At 70.3% G+C, this 12973-nt stretch carries 13 protein-coding genes; 10 read left to right on the top strand and 3 right to left on the bottom strand.

From position 1 onward, the window contains the following. Positions 1-7 precede the first annotated feature (7 nt). From BpN12_RS16710 to BpN12_RS16690, 5 genes are all read left to right on the top strand, one after another. Entirely contained in the window at positions 8-1225 is a 1218-nt protein-coding gene (locus BpN12_RS16710) for a pyridoxal phosphate-dependent aminotransferase (protein WP_246796621.1), read from the top strand. Positions 1226-1273: 48 nt separating this feature from the next. Then, a complete protein-coding gene (locus tag BpN12_RS16705; RefSeq protein ID WP_042623749.1) occupies positions 1274-1483 on the top strand; it encodes a 2-hydroxymuconate tautomerase family protein in 210 nt (69 codons plus the stop codon). A gap of 147 nt (positions 1484-1630) precedes the next feature. Beyond that, positions 1631-2242 (top strand): glutathione S-transferase family protein, encoded by a 612-nt coding sequence (locus tag BpN12_RS16700; protein WP_246796620.1) that lies wholly within the window; start codon positions 1631-1633, stop codon positions 2240-2242. A gap of 51 nt (positions 2243-2293) precedes the next feature. Beyond that, positions 2294-3352 (top strand): cyclase family protein, encoded by a 1059-nt coding sequence (locus BpN12_RS16695; protein ID WP_425306348.1) that lies wholly within the window; start codon positions 2294-2296, stop codon positions 3350-3352. 19 nt (positions 3353-3371) lie between these two features. Further along, positions 3372-4622 (top strand): MFS transporter, encoded by a 1251-nt coding sequence (locus BpN12_RS16690; protein ID WP_246796618.1) that lies wholly within the window; start codon positions 3372-3374, stop codon positions 4620-4622. Positions 4623-4679: 57 nt separating this feature from the next. On the opposite strand, the gene BpN12_RS16685 is transcribed toward BpN12_RS16690, so the two are convergent. From BpN12_RS16685 to bufB, 3 genes are all read right to left on the bottom strand, one after another. Next, the gene (locus BpN12_RS16685; protein ID WP_246796617.1) at positions 4680-6623 is read right to left on the bottom strand and encodes an aconitase family protein; all 1944 of its coding nucleotides are present in this window, start codon (positions 6621-6623) and stop codon (positions 4680-4682) included. A 121-nt stretch (positions 6624-6744) separates the two neighbouring features. After that, a complete protein-coding gene (locus BpN12_RS16680) occupies positions 6745-7602 on the bottom strand; it encodes an HvfC/BufC N-terminal domain-containing protein (RefSeq protein ID WP_246796616.1) in 858 nt (285 codons plus the stop codon). Next, on the bottom strand, positions 7592-8416 hold the full coding sequence (gene bufB / locus BpN12_RS16675) for an MNIO family bufferin maturase (RefSeq protein WP_246796615.1): 825 nt from the start codon (positions 8414-8416) through the stop codon (positions 7592-7594). Before bufB ends, BpN12_RS16680 begins: the two co-directional genes overlap by 11 nt. A 400-nt stretch (positions 8417-8816) precedes the next feature. Here bufB and BpN12_RS16670 point away from each other — a divergent pair, with 400 nt between their 5' ends. From BpN12_RS16670 to BpN12_RS16650, 5 genes are all read left to right on the top strand, one after another. Then, entirely contained in the window at positions 8817-9407 is a 591-nt protein-coding gene (locus BpN12_RS16670; RefSeq protein WP_246796614.1) for an anthranilate synthase component II, read from the top strand. An 11-nt stretch (positions 9408-9418) separates the two neighbouring features. Beyond that, entirely contained in the window at positions 9419-10447 is a 1029-nt protein-coding gene (trpD, locus tag BpN12_RS16665; protein ID WP_246796613.1) for an anthranilate phosphoribosyltransferase, read from the top strand. Between the two features lie 67 nt (positions 10448-10514). Next, on the top strand, positions 10515-11306 hold the full coding sequence (trpC, locus tag BpN12_RS16660; protein ID WP_246796612.1) for an indole-3-glycerol phosphate synthase TrpC: 792 nt from the start codon (positions 10515-10517) through the stop codon (positions 11304-11306). An 11-nt stretch (positions 11307-11317) separates the two neighbouring features. Continuing rightward, positions 11318-11944, top strand: coding sequence for a CYTH domain-containing protein (locus BpN12_RS16655; protein WP_246796611.1), 627 nt, complete (start codon positions 11318-11320; stop codon positions 11942-11944). Between the two features lie 14 nt (positions 11945-11958). After that, on the top strand, positions 11959-12816 hold the full coding sequence (locus BpN12_RS16650) for a uracil-DNA glycosylase (protein WP_246796610.1): 858 nt from the start codon (positions 11959-11961) through the stop codon (positions 12814-12816). The last annotated feature ends 157 nt before the right edge of the window (positions 12817-12973 follow it).

Genomic DNA, 12973 nt, shown 5'->3' with positions numbered 1-12973 from the left:
CCCCGCGATGTCGATCGATCTTCACCTCGACCTTCATCCCGCGCACGGCACGGCACCGGCCGGCCAGCCCGGCGACATCGTGCGGGTCGGCGCGGCCTCGCCGCTGGTGCGCGTGGCACGCGAGGCGTTCCGGCTCGGCGACGTCGATTTCCTCTGCTTCGGCGAGAGCGACCACGCGGCCCCCGAAGGCGCGACCGCCGCGCTGAAGCTGGCGCTCGACCGCGGCGAGACGCGCTATCCCGATATCCGCGGCCTGCCCCCGCTGCGCGCGGCGCTGGCCACCTACCTGACCGGCCTGCACCAGCGTCCGGTGAGCGAATCGCGCGTCGCGGTGACGGCCTCGGGGATGGCCGCGCTGACCGTGGCGTTCTCGGCGCTGCTGCGCGAGGGCGATCGCGTGGTGGTGGTATCGCCGTCGTGGCCGAATCCGACCAGCCTCGCGCGCACCCGCGGCGCCATCGTGCACGAGTTTGCGCTGGGCTACGGCGACGACGGCTTCCGGCTCGACCTCGACGCGCTCGAGGCCGCGCTCGCCGGCGCGCGGCTGCTGTTCCTGAACTCGCCGAACAACCCCACCGGCTGGTGCGCGAGCGACGCCGAGCTGGCGACGATCCTGGCGATGTGCCGCCGCCACGGCGTCTGGATCGTCTCGGACGACGTCTATTCGCGGCTCGTGTTCGACGGCCGCGAGGCGGCGCCGTCGATCCTCGACCACGCCGAACCCGAGGACCGCGTGATCGTCTGCAACAGCTTCAGCAAGGCCTGGGCGATGACGGGCTTTCGGGTGGGCTGGCTGGTGGTGCCCGAAGGGCTGCGCGACGAGATCGGCGAGCTGATCGAGATCACCCACTCGGGGGTGGCGCCGTTCACCCAGCGCGCGGCCATCGCCGCGCTGGCCGACGAGGCCTTCGTCCGGCATTTCCGCGACTACTGCGCGCGCGGCCGCGCCGTGGTGGACGCCGCGTTCGCGGGCCTGGCCGGGGTGCGCTACCGGCCGCCGGCAGCGGCGTTCTACGCGTTCGCGCAGATCGAGGGGCTCGCCGACAGCGGCGAATTCGCGATGCGGCTGGTGCGCGAGCAACGCATCGCGGTGGCGCCCGGCGGTGCGTTCGGCCCCGCCGGCGAGGGCTTCATCCGGATCTGCTTCGCGCAGGACAGCACGCGACTCGCGCCCGCCATGGCGCGCTTCACGCAAAGCCTGGCCAGTCTCGAACCGACCTGTTGAACCGTCCTGCCGAACCATCCTATTGATTCCGTCTTTCAGGAGAACACCATGCCTTACGTCAATATCAAAATCACCGACGAAGGGGTCACGCGCGAACAAAAGAAACAACTGATCGCGGGCGTCACTGAATTGCTGCAGAAAACCCTCGGCAAAAATCCGAAATCCACCACCGTCGTGATTGATGAAATCCATGTCGACAATTGGGGAATGGCGGGCCTGCAGGTTCCCGAATATCGCGAATCGCTGAAGCAGTCCTGACCCGATTTACGTCGCCCGATTTATACCGCATTACTTGCGCCGCATGACTTACGCCACCTTGGGCCGGCGTCGCATTTCCATTTCCGTGCAGTTCATTCGAGAGAGGTTGTCATGCTTACTGTTTGGGGTCGAGAACGCGGTTTGTGCGTGAAGAAGGTGCTCTGGTGTCTGGAGGATCTGGAGCTGAAATTCGATCGGATCGATGCCGGACGCCAATATGGCCGCACGAACGAGGAAGAGTATCTGAAGATGAACCGCAACGGACTGGTGCCCACGCTGGTCGACGACGGCTACGTGCTGTGGGAATCGAACTCGATCATGCGCTACCTCGCGATGACCTACGGCCCGGCCACGTTCTACCCGGTCAACGACGCGAAGCTGCACGCCGACGTGAACCGCTGGCTCGACTGGTCGATGGGCGCGCTGTGGCCGGACATCGTTCCGCTGTTCACGTCGCTGATCCGCACCGCGCCGGAAAAACGCGACATGAACGCGGTGCGCATCCAGAGCACGCGGCTGATCAAGAACTGGGGCATCGCCGACGAATACCTGGCGGGCAGGAAGTACATCACGGGCGACGAATTCACCATCGCCGACATCGCGCTGGGCGTGCTGGCGCAGACCACCGAGACGTTCGAGCTCGACAACCTGCCGGCGCTGCCGAACTTCAAGCAGTGGTACGCGCGCATTGCCGAGCGCCCGGGCTTCCAGCGCTATGCGGTGCTGCCGCCGGAACCGGACCCCACTTCGAACCACTGAGCCACCAGGCCGGCGCGGGGCGACCCGTGCCGGCGCAACCTCGACAGAGCGATGGGAGACGAGCGAGTGTCGACAAGATTCAAGAAGCGTCCGGAAGGATCGAACTGGGGGGACTTCGGGGCTGACGACCAGCTCGGAAGGCTCAATCTGCTCACGCCGCAGAAGGTGCGCGAGGGCGCGGCCGAGGTGCGCGAGGGCAAGTCGTTCTGCCTGAGCCTGCCGCTCGACCTGCCCGGCGGCAGCAAGTGGAACCCGCGCCGCCGGCCGCCGACGCTGCTGCCGGTGCTGCGCAACAACCGGTCGAACATCGGCTACGAACTGCGCCAGGACGATGCGCCCTACCTGACCGACGTGCTGTGCGACCACCGCGTGACGCTCGACACCCAGTACTCGACGCAATGGGATGCGCTGTCCCAGGTCGGCAGCCTCTACGACCTCGACGGCGACGGCAACCGCCGCAGCTGTTTCTACAACGGCTACGCAGCCGAGCGCGACATGTTCGGCCCGCTGGTGCGCGAGCCCGACGCGCACGGCGTGCTGCCGCCGGCCCCGACCCGCGCGCTCGGCATCGAGCACATGGCGGCCACCGGCGTGCAGGGCCGCGGCGTGCTGATCGACCTCGAGGCCCATTTCGGCCGCGAACGGCGCCGCGTCGGCTATCAGGACCTGATGCAGGTGATGGATCGCGACCGGATCGTGGTCGAGCCCGGCGACATCGTGCTGTTCCACACCGGCTTCGCGCAGATGCTGGTCGAGATGAACGGCGACCCCGACGTCGAGCGGCTCGAGCATGCCTGCGCCGAGCTGGACGGGCGCGACGAGGCGCTGCTGCGCTGGATCGACGAGGCGCAGATCGCCGCGATCGCCGCCGACAACCACGCGGTCGAGGCCTACCCGGCCGGCAAGCTCGACGAGCCGCACTACCCGACGCTGCCGCTGCACGAGCTGTGCCTGTTCAAGCTCGGCATCCACCTCGGCGAACTCTGGTATCTCACCCCGCTCGCGCGCTGGTTGAGAGACAATGCGCGAAGCCGCTTCCTGCTCACCGCCCCGCCGTTGCGGCTGACGGGCGCGGTCGCGTCCCCGGTGACGCCCGTCGCGACCGTCTGAGCGCCCAACCGCACCGCCCATGACTACCTCCTCCCCGGCTCCCGGCGTGTCGAACGCCGCGTGGCAGCGCAATCTCGCCGTCTGTTTCTGCGGTTCGTTCATCAACATCGTCGCCATGACGCTGCTGCTGCCGTTCCTGCCGCTCTACGTCGAGCAGCTCGGCGTACACGGCCACGCGGCCATCGTGCAGTGGTCCGGCATCGCCTACGGCGCGACCTTCCTCTCGGCGGCGCTGGTCGCGCCGGTCTGGGGGCGGCTGGCCGACCGCTACGGCTGCAAGCTGAACCTGGTGCGGGCCAGCTTCGGCATGGTGGTGGCGATGTCGCTGATCGGGCTGTCGCAGAACATCTGGCAGCTCGTCGCGCTGCGCCTGCTGGTCGGGCTCGCCGGCGGCTACACGTCAGGCTCGTATGTGATCGTCGCCGCGCAGACGCCGAAGGAACGCTCGGCCTGGGCGCTCGGGATGCTGTCGTCGGGGATCATGGCGGGCAACCTGCTGGGGCCGCTGCTGGGCGGGATCCTGCCGCAGTACGTCGGGATCCGCATGACGTTCTTCCTCGCGAGCGGCTTCATCCTGCTCAACTTCATCGCCACCGCCACGCTGATCCGCGAGGACCGCGACGCGATGGCGGCGCGCCGCAAGAGCGGCGCCGGCAGCGGCGCGGCACTGAGCGCGGGCACCCGCGGGCTGGTGCTGACCATGCTCGCCACCGCGATGCTGCTGATGTTCGCCAACATGTCGATCGAGCCGATTATCACGGTCTACATGCAGCAGCTGCTCGGCGACGCCGGCAACGTGACGTTCTACGCCGGCCTCGCGATGTCGGCGGCGGCGCTGGGCAGCATCACCTCGGCCTCGCGGCTGGGCAGGATCGCCGACCGGATCGGCGCGATGAAGGTGGTAATCGCCTGCCTGGCAGTGTCGGGGCTGCTGCTGATCCCGCAGGCGTTCGTCACGCACGCGTGGCAGCTGATCGCGCTGCGGTTCCTGATGGGCCTGTCGCTGGGCGGGCTGCTGCCGTGCCTGACCTCGATCATCCGCCACAACGTGCAGGACGGCTCGGTGGGCCGCGTGCTCGGCTACTCCACCTCGGCGCAGTATTCGGGGCAGGTGCTCGGGCCGGTCGCGGGCGGCTTCGTCGGCGGCCACGTGGGCATGCGCTACGTGTTCCTGATGACCTGCGTGCTGCTGCTCGCCAGCGCGGTCAGCAACGCGGTGCTGGGCGGCGCGCCGGCGCGGCGCTCGAACGGCTCGTCCACCACCGCCTGACGCCCGCCGCAAGCGGGGCATCGGCGGCTGTCCCGCCGCCGCCTCGCCCCGCCGCGCTCAAGCGGCATGCATCGCCTGCAGTTGCTCGAAGGTCGCGATCCGCCCGGCCAGCGCGCTGGCCGCCACCGTGTAGGGACTCGCGAGCCAGACTGCGCCCGGCCCCGAGCGGCCCGGGAAATTGCGGTTGATCGCGCTGATCGTCACCTCGCCGGCCGACGCCGACTGCCCCGGGCCGCAGTTCGCGCAGGCCCCGCAGCCCGGCATCACCAGCGTCGCGCCGACGCGCTCGAACACGTCCAGGTAGCCGCGCGACTCGCAGTAGCTGCGCACGTCGAGCGTGCCGAACTGCAGGAACAATCGCGTGCCAGACGGCACGCTCAGGCCCTGCTCCGCGCCCCAGCGCAGCACCTCGTGATAGAAGTCGAAATCCTCGCGCTTGCCGGCCGTGCAGGAGCCGCCGTAGGCGATGTCGATCCGCACGGCGTCGTCGAGCGCGGCCACCGCCACGCCGTTGCCGGGGTCGCCGGGCCGCGCGAGCATCGGCTCGATGGCCGCGCCGTCGAGGCGGATCACGTGCCGGTAGGCCGCGTCGGCATCGCTGCGCATCCATGCTTCGAGCGCGAAGTCGATGCCGCGCCGCTCCTTCAGGAACGCCACCGTGCGCGCGTCGGGCTCGACGATGCCGGTGAAGCCGCCGAGTTCGGCCACCATGTTGGTCAGCGTGGCGCGCTCGTCGATCGACATCGCGCGCACCGCCGGCCCGCCGTACTCGAACACCAGGCCGATCGCGCCGCCGGCGCGGATGGCGTCGGTCTTCAGCAGCGCCAGCACCACGTCCTTGGCGGTCACGCCCGGACGCAGCTCGCCGTCGATCTCGACGCGCAGCGTCTCCGGAATCTTGCAGCGCACGTAGCCCGTCACCCAGCTGTTGGCGATCTCGGTCGCGCCGGCGCCGAACGCGAGGCAGCCGAGCGCGCCGGAGTGCGCCGTATGCGAATCGGTGCCCACCACCACCTGCCCCGGCAGCGCGTAGCGCTCGGCCATCAGCGCGTGGCAGATGCCCTCGGAGCCGGGGCGGTCCCCCAGCTCGCCATGGGTGCGCACCGGGTAGTCGCGCGCGAACTTCGCGTGCGCGTCCTGCAGGTTCGCCACGCCGGGCAGCAGGCCGTCACGCACGTGCGGGATGCTCTGTCCGGCCAGCACCAGGTGGTCCTGGAACGCGACGATCGTGTCCGGCTCGAACAGCGGCGCCGGCTTGCCGAACGCGCGGTGCATCAGGTGCGCGCTCATGCCGGTGAAGTAGTCGTGGCTGAAGCGCCAGTCGGCCGCGAGGAACACGCCGTCACCGCGCGCCGCCTCGCCGGTGCCGGGATGCAGGCGGCGCTCGATGATCTTCTCGACCAGCGTCTTCGGCACGGCCGCGTCGGCGCGCGCGCGGCTGCCCGGCATGGGCCACGTCAGCGACTTGCTGTAGGCCAGCAGGCCGCCGCTGCGGATCACGTCCTGCGTGAGCGCGTCGCGCCCGCGCAGGAATTCCTCGATGTGGATCGTCTCGCCGGCCATCAGGCGGTCGAGCACCGAGAAATCGGTGGTGGTCAGCAGGCCGATGTTGTCGCAATTCTGCTGGTAGATGCGCTCGAAGCTCTCGGCCACCACCAGCCGGATGCCGGCCGACAGTTCGGCGAGCGGGCTCGACTCGCGCGACGAACCCTTGCCGTAGCGCTTGCCGGCCACGCAGACCTGGAAGCCGCCGCGCAGGATGTCGTGCTCCTTGACCGGCAGCTCGCCGCCCGAGCGAAAGCCGACATACGGGTAGCGGCCGAGCCGCTCGTCGTAGCAGAGCATCACGGTGACCGGCGTGATCTCGTCGGTCGAGACGTTGTCGCGCAGCGGGCCGGCCTGCTCGCGCGCCAGGTTCGCGCCGGCGAGCTGCGCCTTCATCACGGCGGGATCGTCGGACAGATAGAGGACGCGGCCACTGAGGCTGATGGTGTCGTTCATGGGTCGGATTCCCGGGAGGCAAACGGCCGACTATACGTCGCGGGCGAAACGCAAAAGCTGCTGTTTCGTCACCGCTGGCATCTCGAACTGAGAACGACGCCCGGTGCCGGCGGGCGGGGTGTTACGGCCGTGCCGGACGCGTCAGCAGGCCGTCGGCGAGCCAGCGCCGCAGGGCCGCCGCGGGATCGAATGGCGCCGATGGTGATGGCGGCGATGGCGGTGGCGATGGCGGTTCGCCGGGCGGGTTCGTCGTGCCGGCTTCCGCCGCCAGGTCGGGCGCCGCCGTGAGGCCGGCGGCCAGCGCCTCGCCGAGCGTCGCGCCGCGCGCGAGCGCGCCCAGCGCGGCCCATTCCGGCGCCTCGACCTCGCGCACCGTCGGGGTCCAGCCGTCGCGGTAGACGAGCGCGCGGCCCGGCCCGTCGATCGAGGCCGCCAGCGCCGGGCCGTCCGGCCGGCGATGCGCGAGCCAGATCGCCGCGACGCGCCACGGCGAGGCATGCAGCGCCGCCGCCGGATGCAGCGCCAGCGGCCAGTCCTGCGCCGCGTCGACGCCGGCCGCGGCGAGTTCGGCCGCGCGCAGCGGCGGTGCGTCGGCCGCCTGGTTCGCCGCGTGCAGCGACCATTCGAGCCGCGCGACGTCGGCGAAATACGGGTACCCGGCGGCGGCCGGCAGGCTCGCCACGAACCGCGCGAGTTCGGCGCCGAACCGGCTCAGGTCGCCGTCGCGCGACGGATGGGCGTCGCCGTAGGCATGCGCGAGGGTCCGGAAGAACGCCTCGCCCACCAGCGCGTGCAGGACCGGATAGACGAGCTGCAGCGAGCGCGCATGGCCGTGGCGCAGCGAGGCCTGATAGCGCGCGAAGCGCCGCCGCGTGGGGTCGTCGTCGAGCCACGGCGCCAGGGCCTCGAGCGCCGCGTCGCGCCGCGCCAGTTGCGCGCCGAACGCCGCCTGCAGATGCGCGAGCTGGTCACGCGTCAACGCGGATCTCCTCGCCGATCCGGCGCGCCTCGCGCACCTCGTCCAGCAGCACGTCGAGCGGCGGCAGATTGGTGTCCCGCTCGACCAGCGTCGGCACCGGCCCGAAGCGGCGCAACGCCTGCGCATAGAGTTGCCAGACCGGTTCGGCCACCGGCGCGCCGTGCGTATCGACCAGCAGTTCCGCGTCCGCCTCGTGGCCGGCCAGGTGCAGCTCGCCGACCATCCCGGGCGCGAGCACCTCGAGCGCGCGGGCGGCGTCCTCGCCGTGGTTGACCTGATTCACGTAGAGGTTGTTGAGGTCGAGCAGCACGCGGCAGCCGGTGCGCCGGGCCAGCTCGGCCAGAAACGCGGTCTCGCCGAACGTGTCGCCGTGAAAGCGCAGATAGGTGGAGACGTTCTCGATCAGGAGCGGACGCGCGAGCCGCTCCTGCACGCGCTCGACGCGTTCGCCGACGAGCGCGAGCGTGGCGGCGTTGAGCGGCAGCGGCAGCAGCTCGTTGAGAACGGCATGGGAGGTCGCGCCCCAGCACAGATGCTCCGACACGAACAGCGGCTCGATGCGCTCCGCGAGCGCGGCGACGCGTTCGAGATGGGCCGCCGAGAAGCCGTGCGCCGAGCCGATGCCGAGCCCCACGCCATGCAGCGCGACCGGATAGTCGGCGCGCAGCGTGCGCAGCACGTGCAGGTCCCATCCGCCGTCGGCCAGGTAGTTTTCGGTATGCACTTCCAGCCAGTCGACCGCGGGCCGCGTATCGAGCATGGCGCGATAGTGGGCGCTGCGCAGGCCGATCCCGACCGGGAGGGACGCGTTCATGGACTGTTTTCCGTCGACGCAGGTTCGTGGGCAGGTTCGTGCATAAACCGGCGCGCCGCCACCGGCGCCGGCAAACGAGTCTAGCAGCTTGCACCGCCGCGCGAGCCCTCGCGGCGGCGCCGGACGCGGCGCCCCGCCGATGCAAGTTTCCAGCACGGAATGTCACGCGATTCCTGCTAGAATGGCTGCCACCATGCGACACAGCAGCCGCTTCCCCTCCGTTCTGCTCCTCTTCGGTTGGCGTTAAGCCAGCCACGACCTCCATTGCCTGCCCGCCTCGGGCTCCCCTGCCATCGCGTCCCGTCGTTCCGCACGGATGACATGGCGGCGGAAATCCGCTTCTCGCCGTGACCCCGGCAAGAATTACTCATTCAAGCAAGTCATTAAGCTGAGTCCAATCATGCTGCTGATGATCGACAATTACGATTCGTTTACCTACAACCTGGTCCAGTACTTCGGCGAACTCGGCGAAGACGTGCGGACCCATCGCAACGACGAGATCACGCTCGACGAGATCACCCGGCTCGATCCGGCCGCGATCTGCCTGTCGCCGGGACCGAGCAACCCGCAGCACGCCGGCATCACGCTCGCGGTACTGCGCGAGTTCGCGGGCAGGAAGCCGATCCTCGGCGTGTGCCTCGGCCATCAGGCGATCGGCGAGGCGTTCGGCGGCCGCGTGATCCGCGCCAAGACGATCATGCACGGCAAGGTGAGCCGCATCGAGACCGACGGCCGCGGCGTGTTCGCCGGCCTGCCGACGCAGTTCGACGTCACGCGCTACCACTCGCTCGCGATCGAGCGCGAATCGCTGCCCGACTGCCTGGAGATCTCGGCCTGGACCGAGGACGGCGAGATCATGGGCGTGCGCCACCGAACGCTGCCGATCGAGGGCGTGCAGTTCCACCCCGAATCGATCCTCTCCGAGCACGGCCACGCGCTGCTCGAGAACTTCCTGAAGCAGGCGCGCGCCGGCAGCGCGCAGCCGGCATGAGCGGGGGCGCGATGATCACGCCACAGGAAGCGCTGCAACGCACGATCGAGCACCGCGAGATCTTCCACGACGAGATGCTGCACCTGATGCGGATGATCATGCGCGGGGACATGTCGCCCGTGATGGCCGCCGCGATCATCACCGGCCTGCGCGTGAAGAAGGAGACGATCGGCGAGATCGCCGCGGCGGCCACCGTGATGCGCGAGTTCGCGCGCCACGTCGAGGTGCCCGACAATTCGAACTTCGTCGACATCGTCGGCACTGGCGGCGACGGCTCGCACACCTTCAACATCTCGACGGCCACCATGTTCGTGACGGCCGCGGCCGGCGCGAAGGTCGCCAAGCACGGCAACCGCAGCGTGTCGAGCAAGTCGGGCAGCGCGGACGTGCTCGACGCGCTCGGCGTCAACATCGACCTCGCGCCCGAGCAGGTGGCCGCCTCGATCGAGGCGACCGGGATGGGCTTCATGTACGCGCCGAACCACCATCCGGCGATGAAGAACATCGCGCCGGTGCGCCGCGAGCTCGGCGTGCGCACGATCTTCAACATCCTCGGCCCGCTCACCAACCCGGCCGGCGCGCCGAACCAGCTGATGGGCGTGTTCCACCCCGATCTGGTCGGCATCCAGGTACGCGTGATGCAGCGGCTCGGCGCCGAGCACGTGCTGGTGGTGTACGGCAAGGACGGCATGGACGAGGTTTCGCTCGGCGCGGCGACGCTGGTGGGCGAGCTGCGCGACGGCAAGGTCACCGAGTACGAGATCCATCCCGAGGACTTCGGCCTGCAGATGGTGTCGAACCGCTCGCTGAAGGTGGAGAACGCCGAGGAGTCGCGCGTGATGCTGCTCGAGGCGCTCGACAACAAGCCCGGCGTGGCACGCGAGATCGTCACGCTGAACGCGGGCACCGCGCTCTACGCGGCCAACGTCGCGCCGTCGATCGCGGCCGGCATCGACACGGCGCGCGAGGCGATCGCGAACGGCCGCGCGCGCGCCAAGGTCGACGAACTGGTACGCTTCACGCGTCAATTCGGGCGCTGAGCGCCCGCTCGCCGGCCGGCACGCCCGGCCGGCCCAACCCATGCGGAACGCACTCCGCCGGAATGCCATGAGCGACATCCTCAATCGAATCATTGCCGTCAAACGTGAAGAAATCGCCGCCGGGCTGCGCAGCACGCCGCTCGAGGCGCTGCGGCTCGAAGCCGAGGCGCGCGGCGCCGACACGCGCGACTTCGTCGGCGCGCTGCGCGCGCAGCACGCGGCCGGCCGCAGCGCCGTGATCGCCGAAGTGAAGAAGGCCAGCCCCTCGAAGGGCGTGCTGCGCGAGCACTTCGTGCCGGCCGAGATCGCCGCCTCCTACGCGCAACACGGCGCGGCCTGCCTGTCGGTGCTGACCGACGAGCAGTTCTTCCAGGGCGGCGCGCGCTACCTGCGCGAGGCGCGCGAGGCCTGCGCGCTGCCGGTGCTGCGCAAGGACTTCATCGTCGACGCCTATCAGGTGCTCGAAGCGCGCGCGATGGGCGCCGACGCGATCCTGCTGATCGCCGCGGCGCTCGACACGCCGCAGATGCAGGATCTCGAGGCCTATGCGCATTCGCTCGGCCTCGCGGTGCTGGTCGAGGTCCACGATCGCGACGAGATGGCCGAGGCGCTGACGCTGAAGACGCCGCTGATCGGCATCAACAACCGCAACCTGCGCACCTTCGAGACCACGCTCGACACCACGCTCGGCATGCTGGACATGGTGCCGGCCGGGCGCGTCGTGGTGACCGAGTCGGGCATCCTCTCGCGCGACGACGTCGAGCGCATGAAGGGCGCCGGCGTCCATACGTTCCTCGTCGGCGAGGCGTTCATGCGCGCCGCGCAGCCGGGCGAGGAACTCGCGCGGATGTTCTTCTGAGGAGGCCGGCCATGGCGATCGAAACCGAAATCAAGCTCGCGCTGCCGGTCGGCGCGGAAACCGCGGCACGCCTCGCGCTCGACGCCTGCGCCGGCACGGCGGGCCAGCCGATCACGCTCGTCAACGTCTACTACGACACGCCCGGGCTCGCGCTGGCGCATGCCAAAAGCGCGGTGCGCGTGCGGCGCGCGCCGCAGGGCTGGCTGCAGACCTTCAAGACGGTCGGCACGGCCGAAGCGGGCCTGCATACGCGCCACGAGTGGGAACTGCCGGTGGCCGGCGACGCGCTCGAGATCGACGCGCTGCTCGCCGCCTGCGACGTGCCGGAGGCAGCCGAGGCGCTGCGCGCCGCCGCGCCCGAGCTGGTCGCGCTGTTCCGCACCGATTTCGCGCGAACGCTGTGGCGCATCGAGCGCGACGGCACCACGGTCGAGGCCGCGCTCGATCTCGGCGAGATCGTCGCCGAGGCCGGCGGCGACACGCGTCGCGCGCCGATCCGCGAAATCGAGCTGGAATTGATCGACGGCGACGCGGCGGTGCTGCACGCGCTCGCGACGGAACTCGGCCGCGCGCTGCCGGGCCTCGCTCCCGAGGATCGCAGCAAGGCGCAGCGCGGCTACCAGCTGCGCGCCGCCTGAGGCCCGCACCGCGCATGGCCACCCGCTCTTCTTCCCGCAAGACGCCGGCGGCGCAGGCGTCGCTGTTCGATGCGCCGGTGGCACCAGTGGCACCGGTGCCCCCTCCCGCCGCCGACGAGATCGCGCTGCACGCCGGCGCCGGTCCGGTGCCGCCGCTGCCGCTCGCCGCGCAGTTCGACGCGCTGCCCGCCGCGTGGCGCGAGCTGCTGGCGCCGTTCGTCGCGAGCGACGCCTACGCGCCGCTGTGCCGTTTCGTCGACGCCGAGCGCGCCGCCGGCAAGACGATCTATCCGGCCGACGTGTTTCGCGCGCTGCGCCTGACCGCGCCCGACGACGTGAAGGTCGTGATCCTCGGCCAGGATCCGTACCACGGCGACGATCGCGGCACGCCGCAGGCGCATGGCCTCGCGTTCTCGGTGCCGCCCGCGGTGCGCCCGCCGCCGTCGCTGCGCAACATCTTCAAGGAAATCACGGCCAATTTCGGCTACGACACGCCGCGCCACGGCTGCCTCGATGCGTGGGCGCGCCAGGGCGTGCTGCTGCTCAACACCGTGCTGACGGTCGAGCAAGGCGCGGCGGCGAGCCATGCGAAACGCGGCTGGGAGCCCTGCACCGACACGCTGATCCGCGAGCTCGCGCGGCGCCATCGCGGGCTCGTGTTCATGCTGTGGGGCGCGCATGCGCAGGCCAAGCGCGCGCTGTTCGACGCCGGCGTGCATTGCGTGCTCGAATCGCCGCATCCGTCGCCGCTGTCCGCGCACCGCGGCTTCCTCGGCAACCGGCACTTCGCGCTCGCCAACGCCTATCTGGCCGAGCACGGCAACAGGCCGATCGACTGGCGCCTGCCCGACGAGGCGGTGGTGCTGGCTTGAGCGCCGCGCGCGACTCGCTCCGTCCACCCGCCGCCGGCTGCGCGGAAACCGCGCCACCCAAACGAACAGCCCGATCGGCCAAGGCCGGTCGGGCTGTTTTTGCTTCGGGAATCGTGTCGCTGCGTGCCGCCGCGCACCGCCGTCGATCGCGGCACGG

It is taken from the genome of Burkholderia perseverans (assembly GCF_022870505.1).
GTDB classification, from domain to species: domain Bacteria; phylum Pseudomonadota; class Gammaproteobacteria; order Burkholderiales; family Burkholderiaceae; genus Burkholderia; species Burkholderia plantarii.
The sequence above is the reverse complement of the archived record's forward strand: the minus strand, read 5'-3'. Positions and strand labels throughout refer to the sequence as shown.

Excerpts from the sequence above, each read along its gene's own strand:
- bufB (WP_246796615.1), bottom strand. The coding sequence starts at position 8,416 with ATGAACGCGTCCCTCCCGGTCGGGATCGGCCTGCGCAGCGCCCACTAT.
- BpN12_RS16705 (WP_042623749.1), top strand. The coding sequence starts at position 1,274 with ATGCCTTACGTCAATATCAAAATCACCGACGAAGGGGTCACGCGCGAA.
- BpN12_RS16690 (WP_246796618.1), top strand. The coding sequence starts at position 3,372 with ATGACTACCTCCTCCCCGGCTCCCGGCGTGTCGAACGCCGCGTGGCAG.
- trpD (WP_246796613.1), top strand. The coding sequence starts at position 9,419 with ATGATCACGCCACAGGAAGCGCTGCAACGCACGATCGAGCACCGCGAG.
- BpN12_RS16685 (WP_246796617.1), bottom strand. The coding sequence starts at position 6,623 with ATGAACGACACCATCAGCCTCAGTGGCCGCGTCCTCTATCTGTCCGAC.
- BpN12_RS16710 (WP_246796621.1), top strand. The coding sequence starts at position 8 with ATGTCGATCGATCTTCACCTCGACCTTCATCCCGCGCACGGCACGGCA.
- BpN12_RS16650 (WP_246796610.1), top strand. The coding sequence starts at position 11,959 with ATGGCCACCCGCTCTTCTTCCCGCAAGACGCCGGCGGCGCAGGCGTCG.
- BpN12_RS16655 (WP_246796611.1), top strand. The coding sequence starts at position 11,318 with ATGGCGATCGAAACCGAAATCAAGCTCGCGCTGCCGGTCGGCGCGGAA.
- trpC (WP_246796612.1), top strand. The coding sequence starts at position 10,515 with ATGAGCGACATCCTCAATCGAATCATTGCCGTCAAACGTGAAGAAATC.
- BpN12_RS16695 (WP_425306348.1), top strand. The coding sequence starts at position 2,294 with ATGGGAGACGAGCGAGTGTCGACAAGATTCAAGAAGCGTCCGGAAGGA.
- BpN12_RS16670 (WP_246796614.1), top strand. The coding sequence starts at position 8,817 with ATGCTGCTGATGATCGACAATTACGATTCGTTTACCTACAACCTGGTC.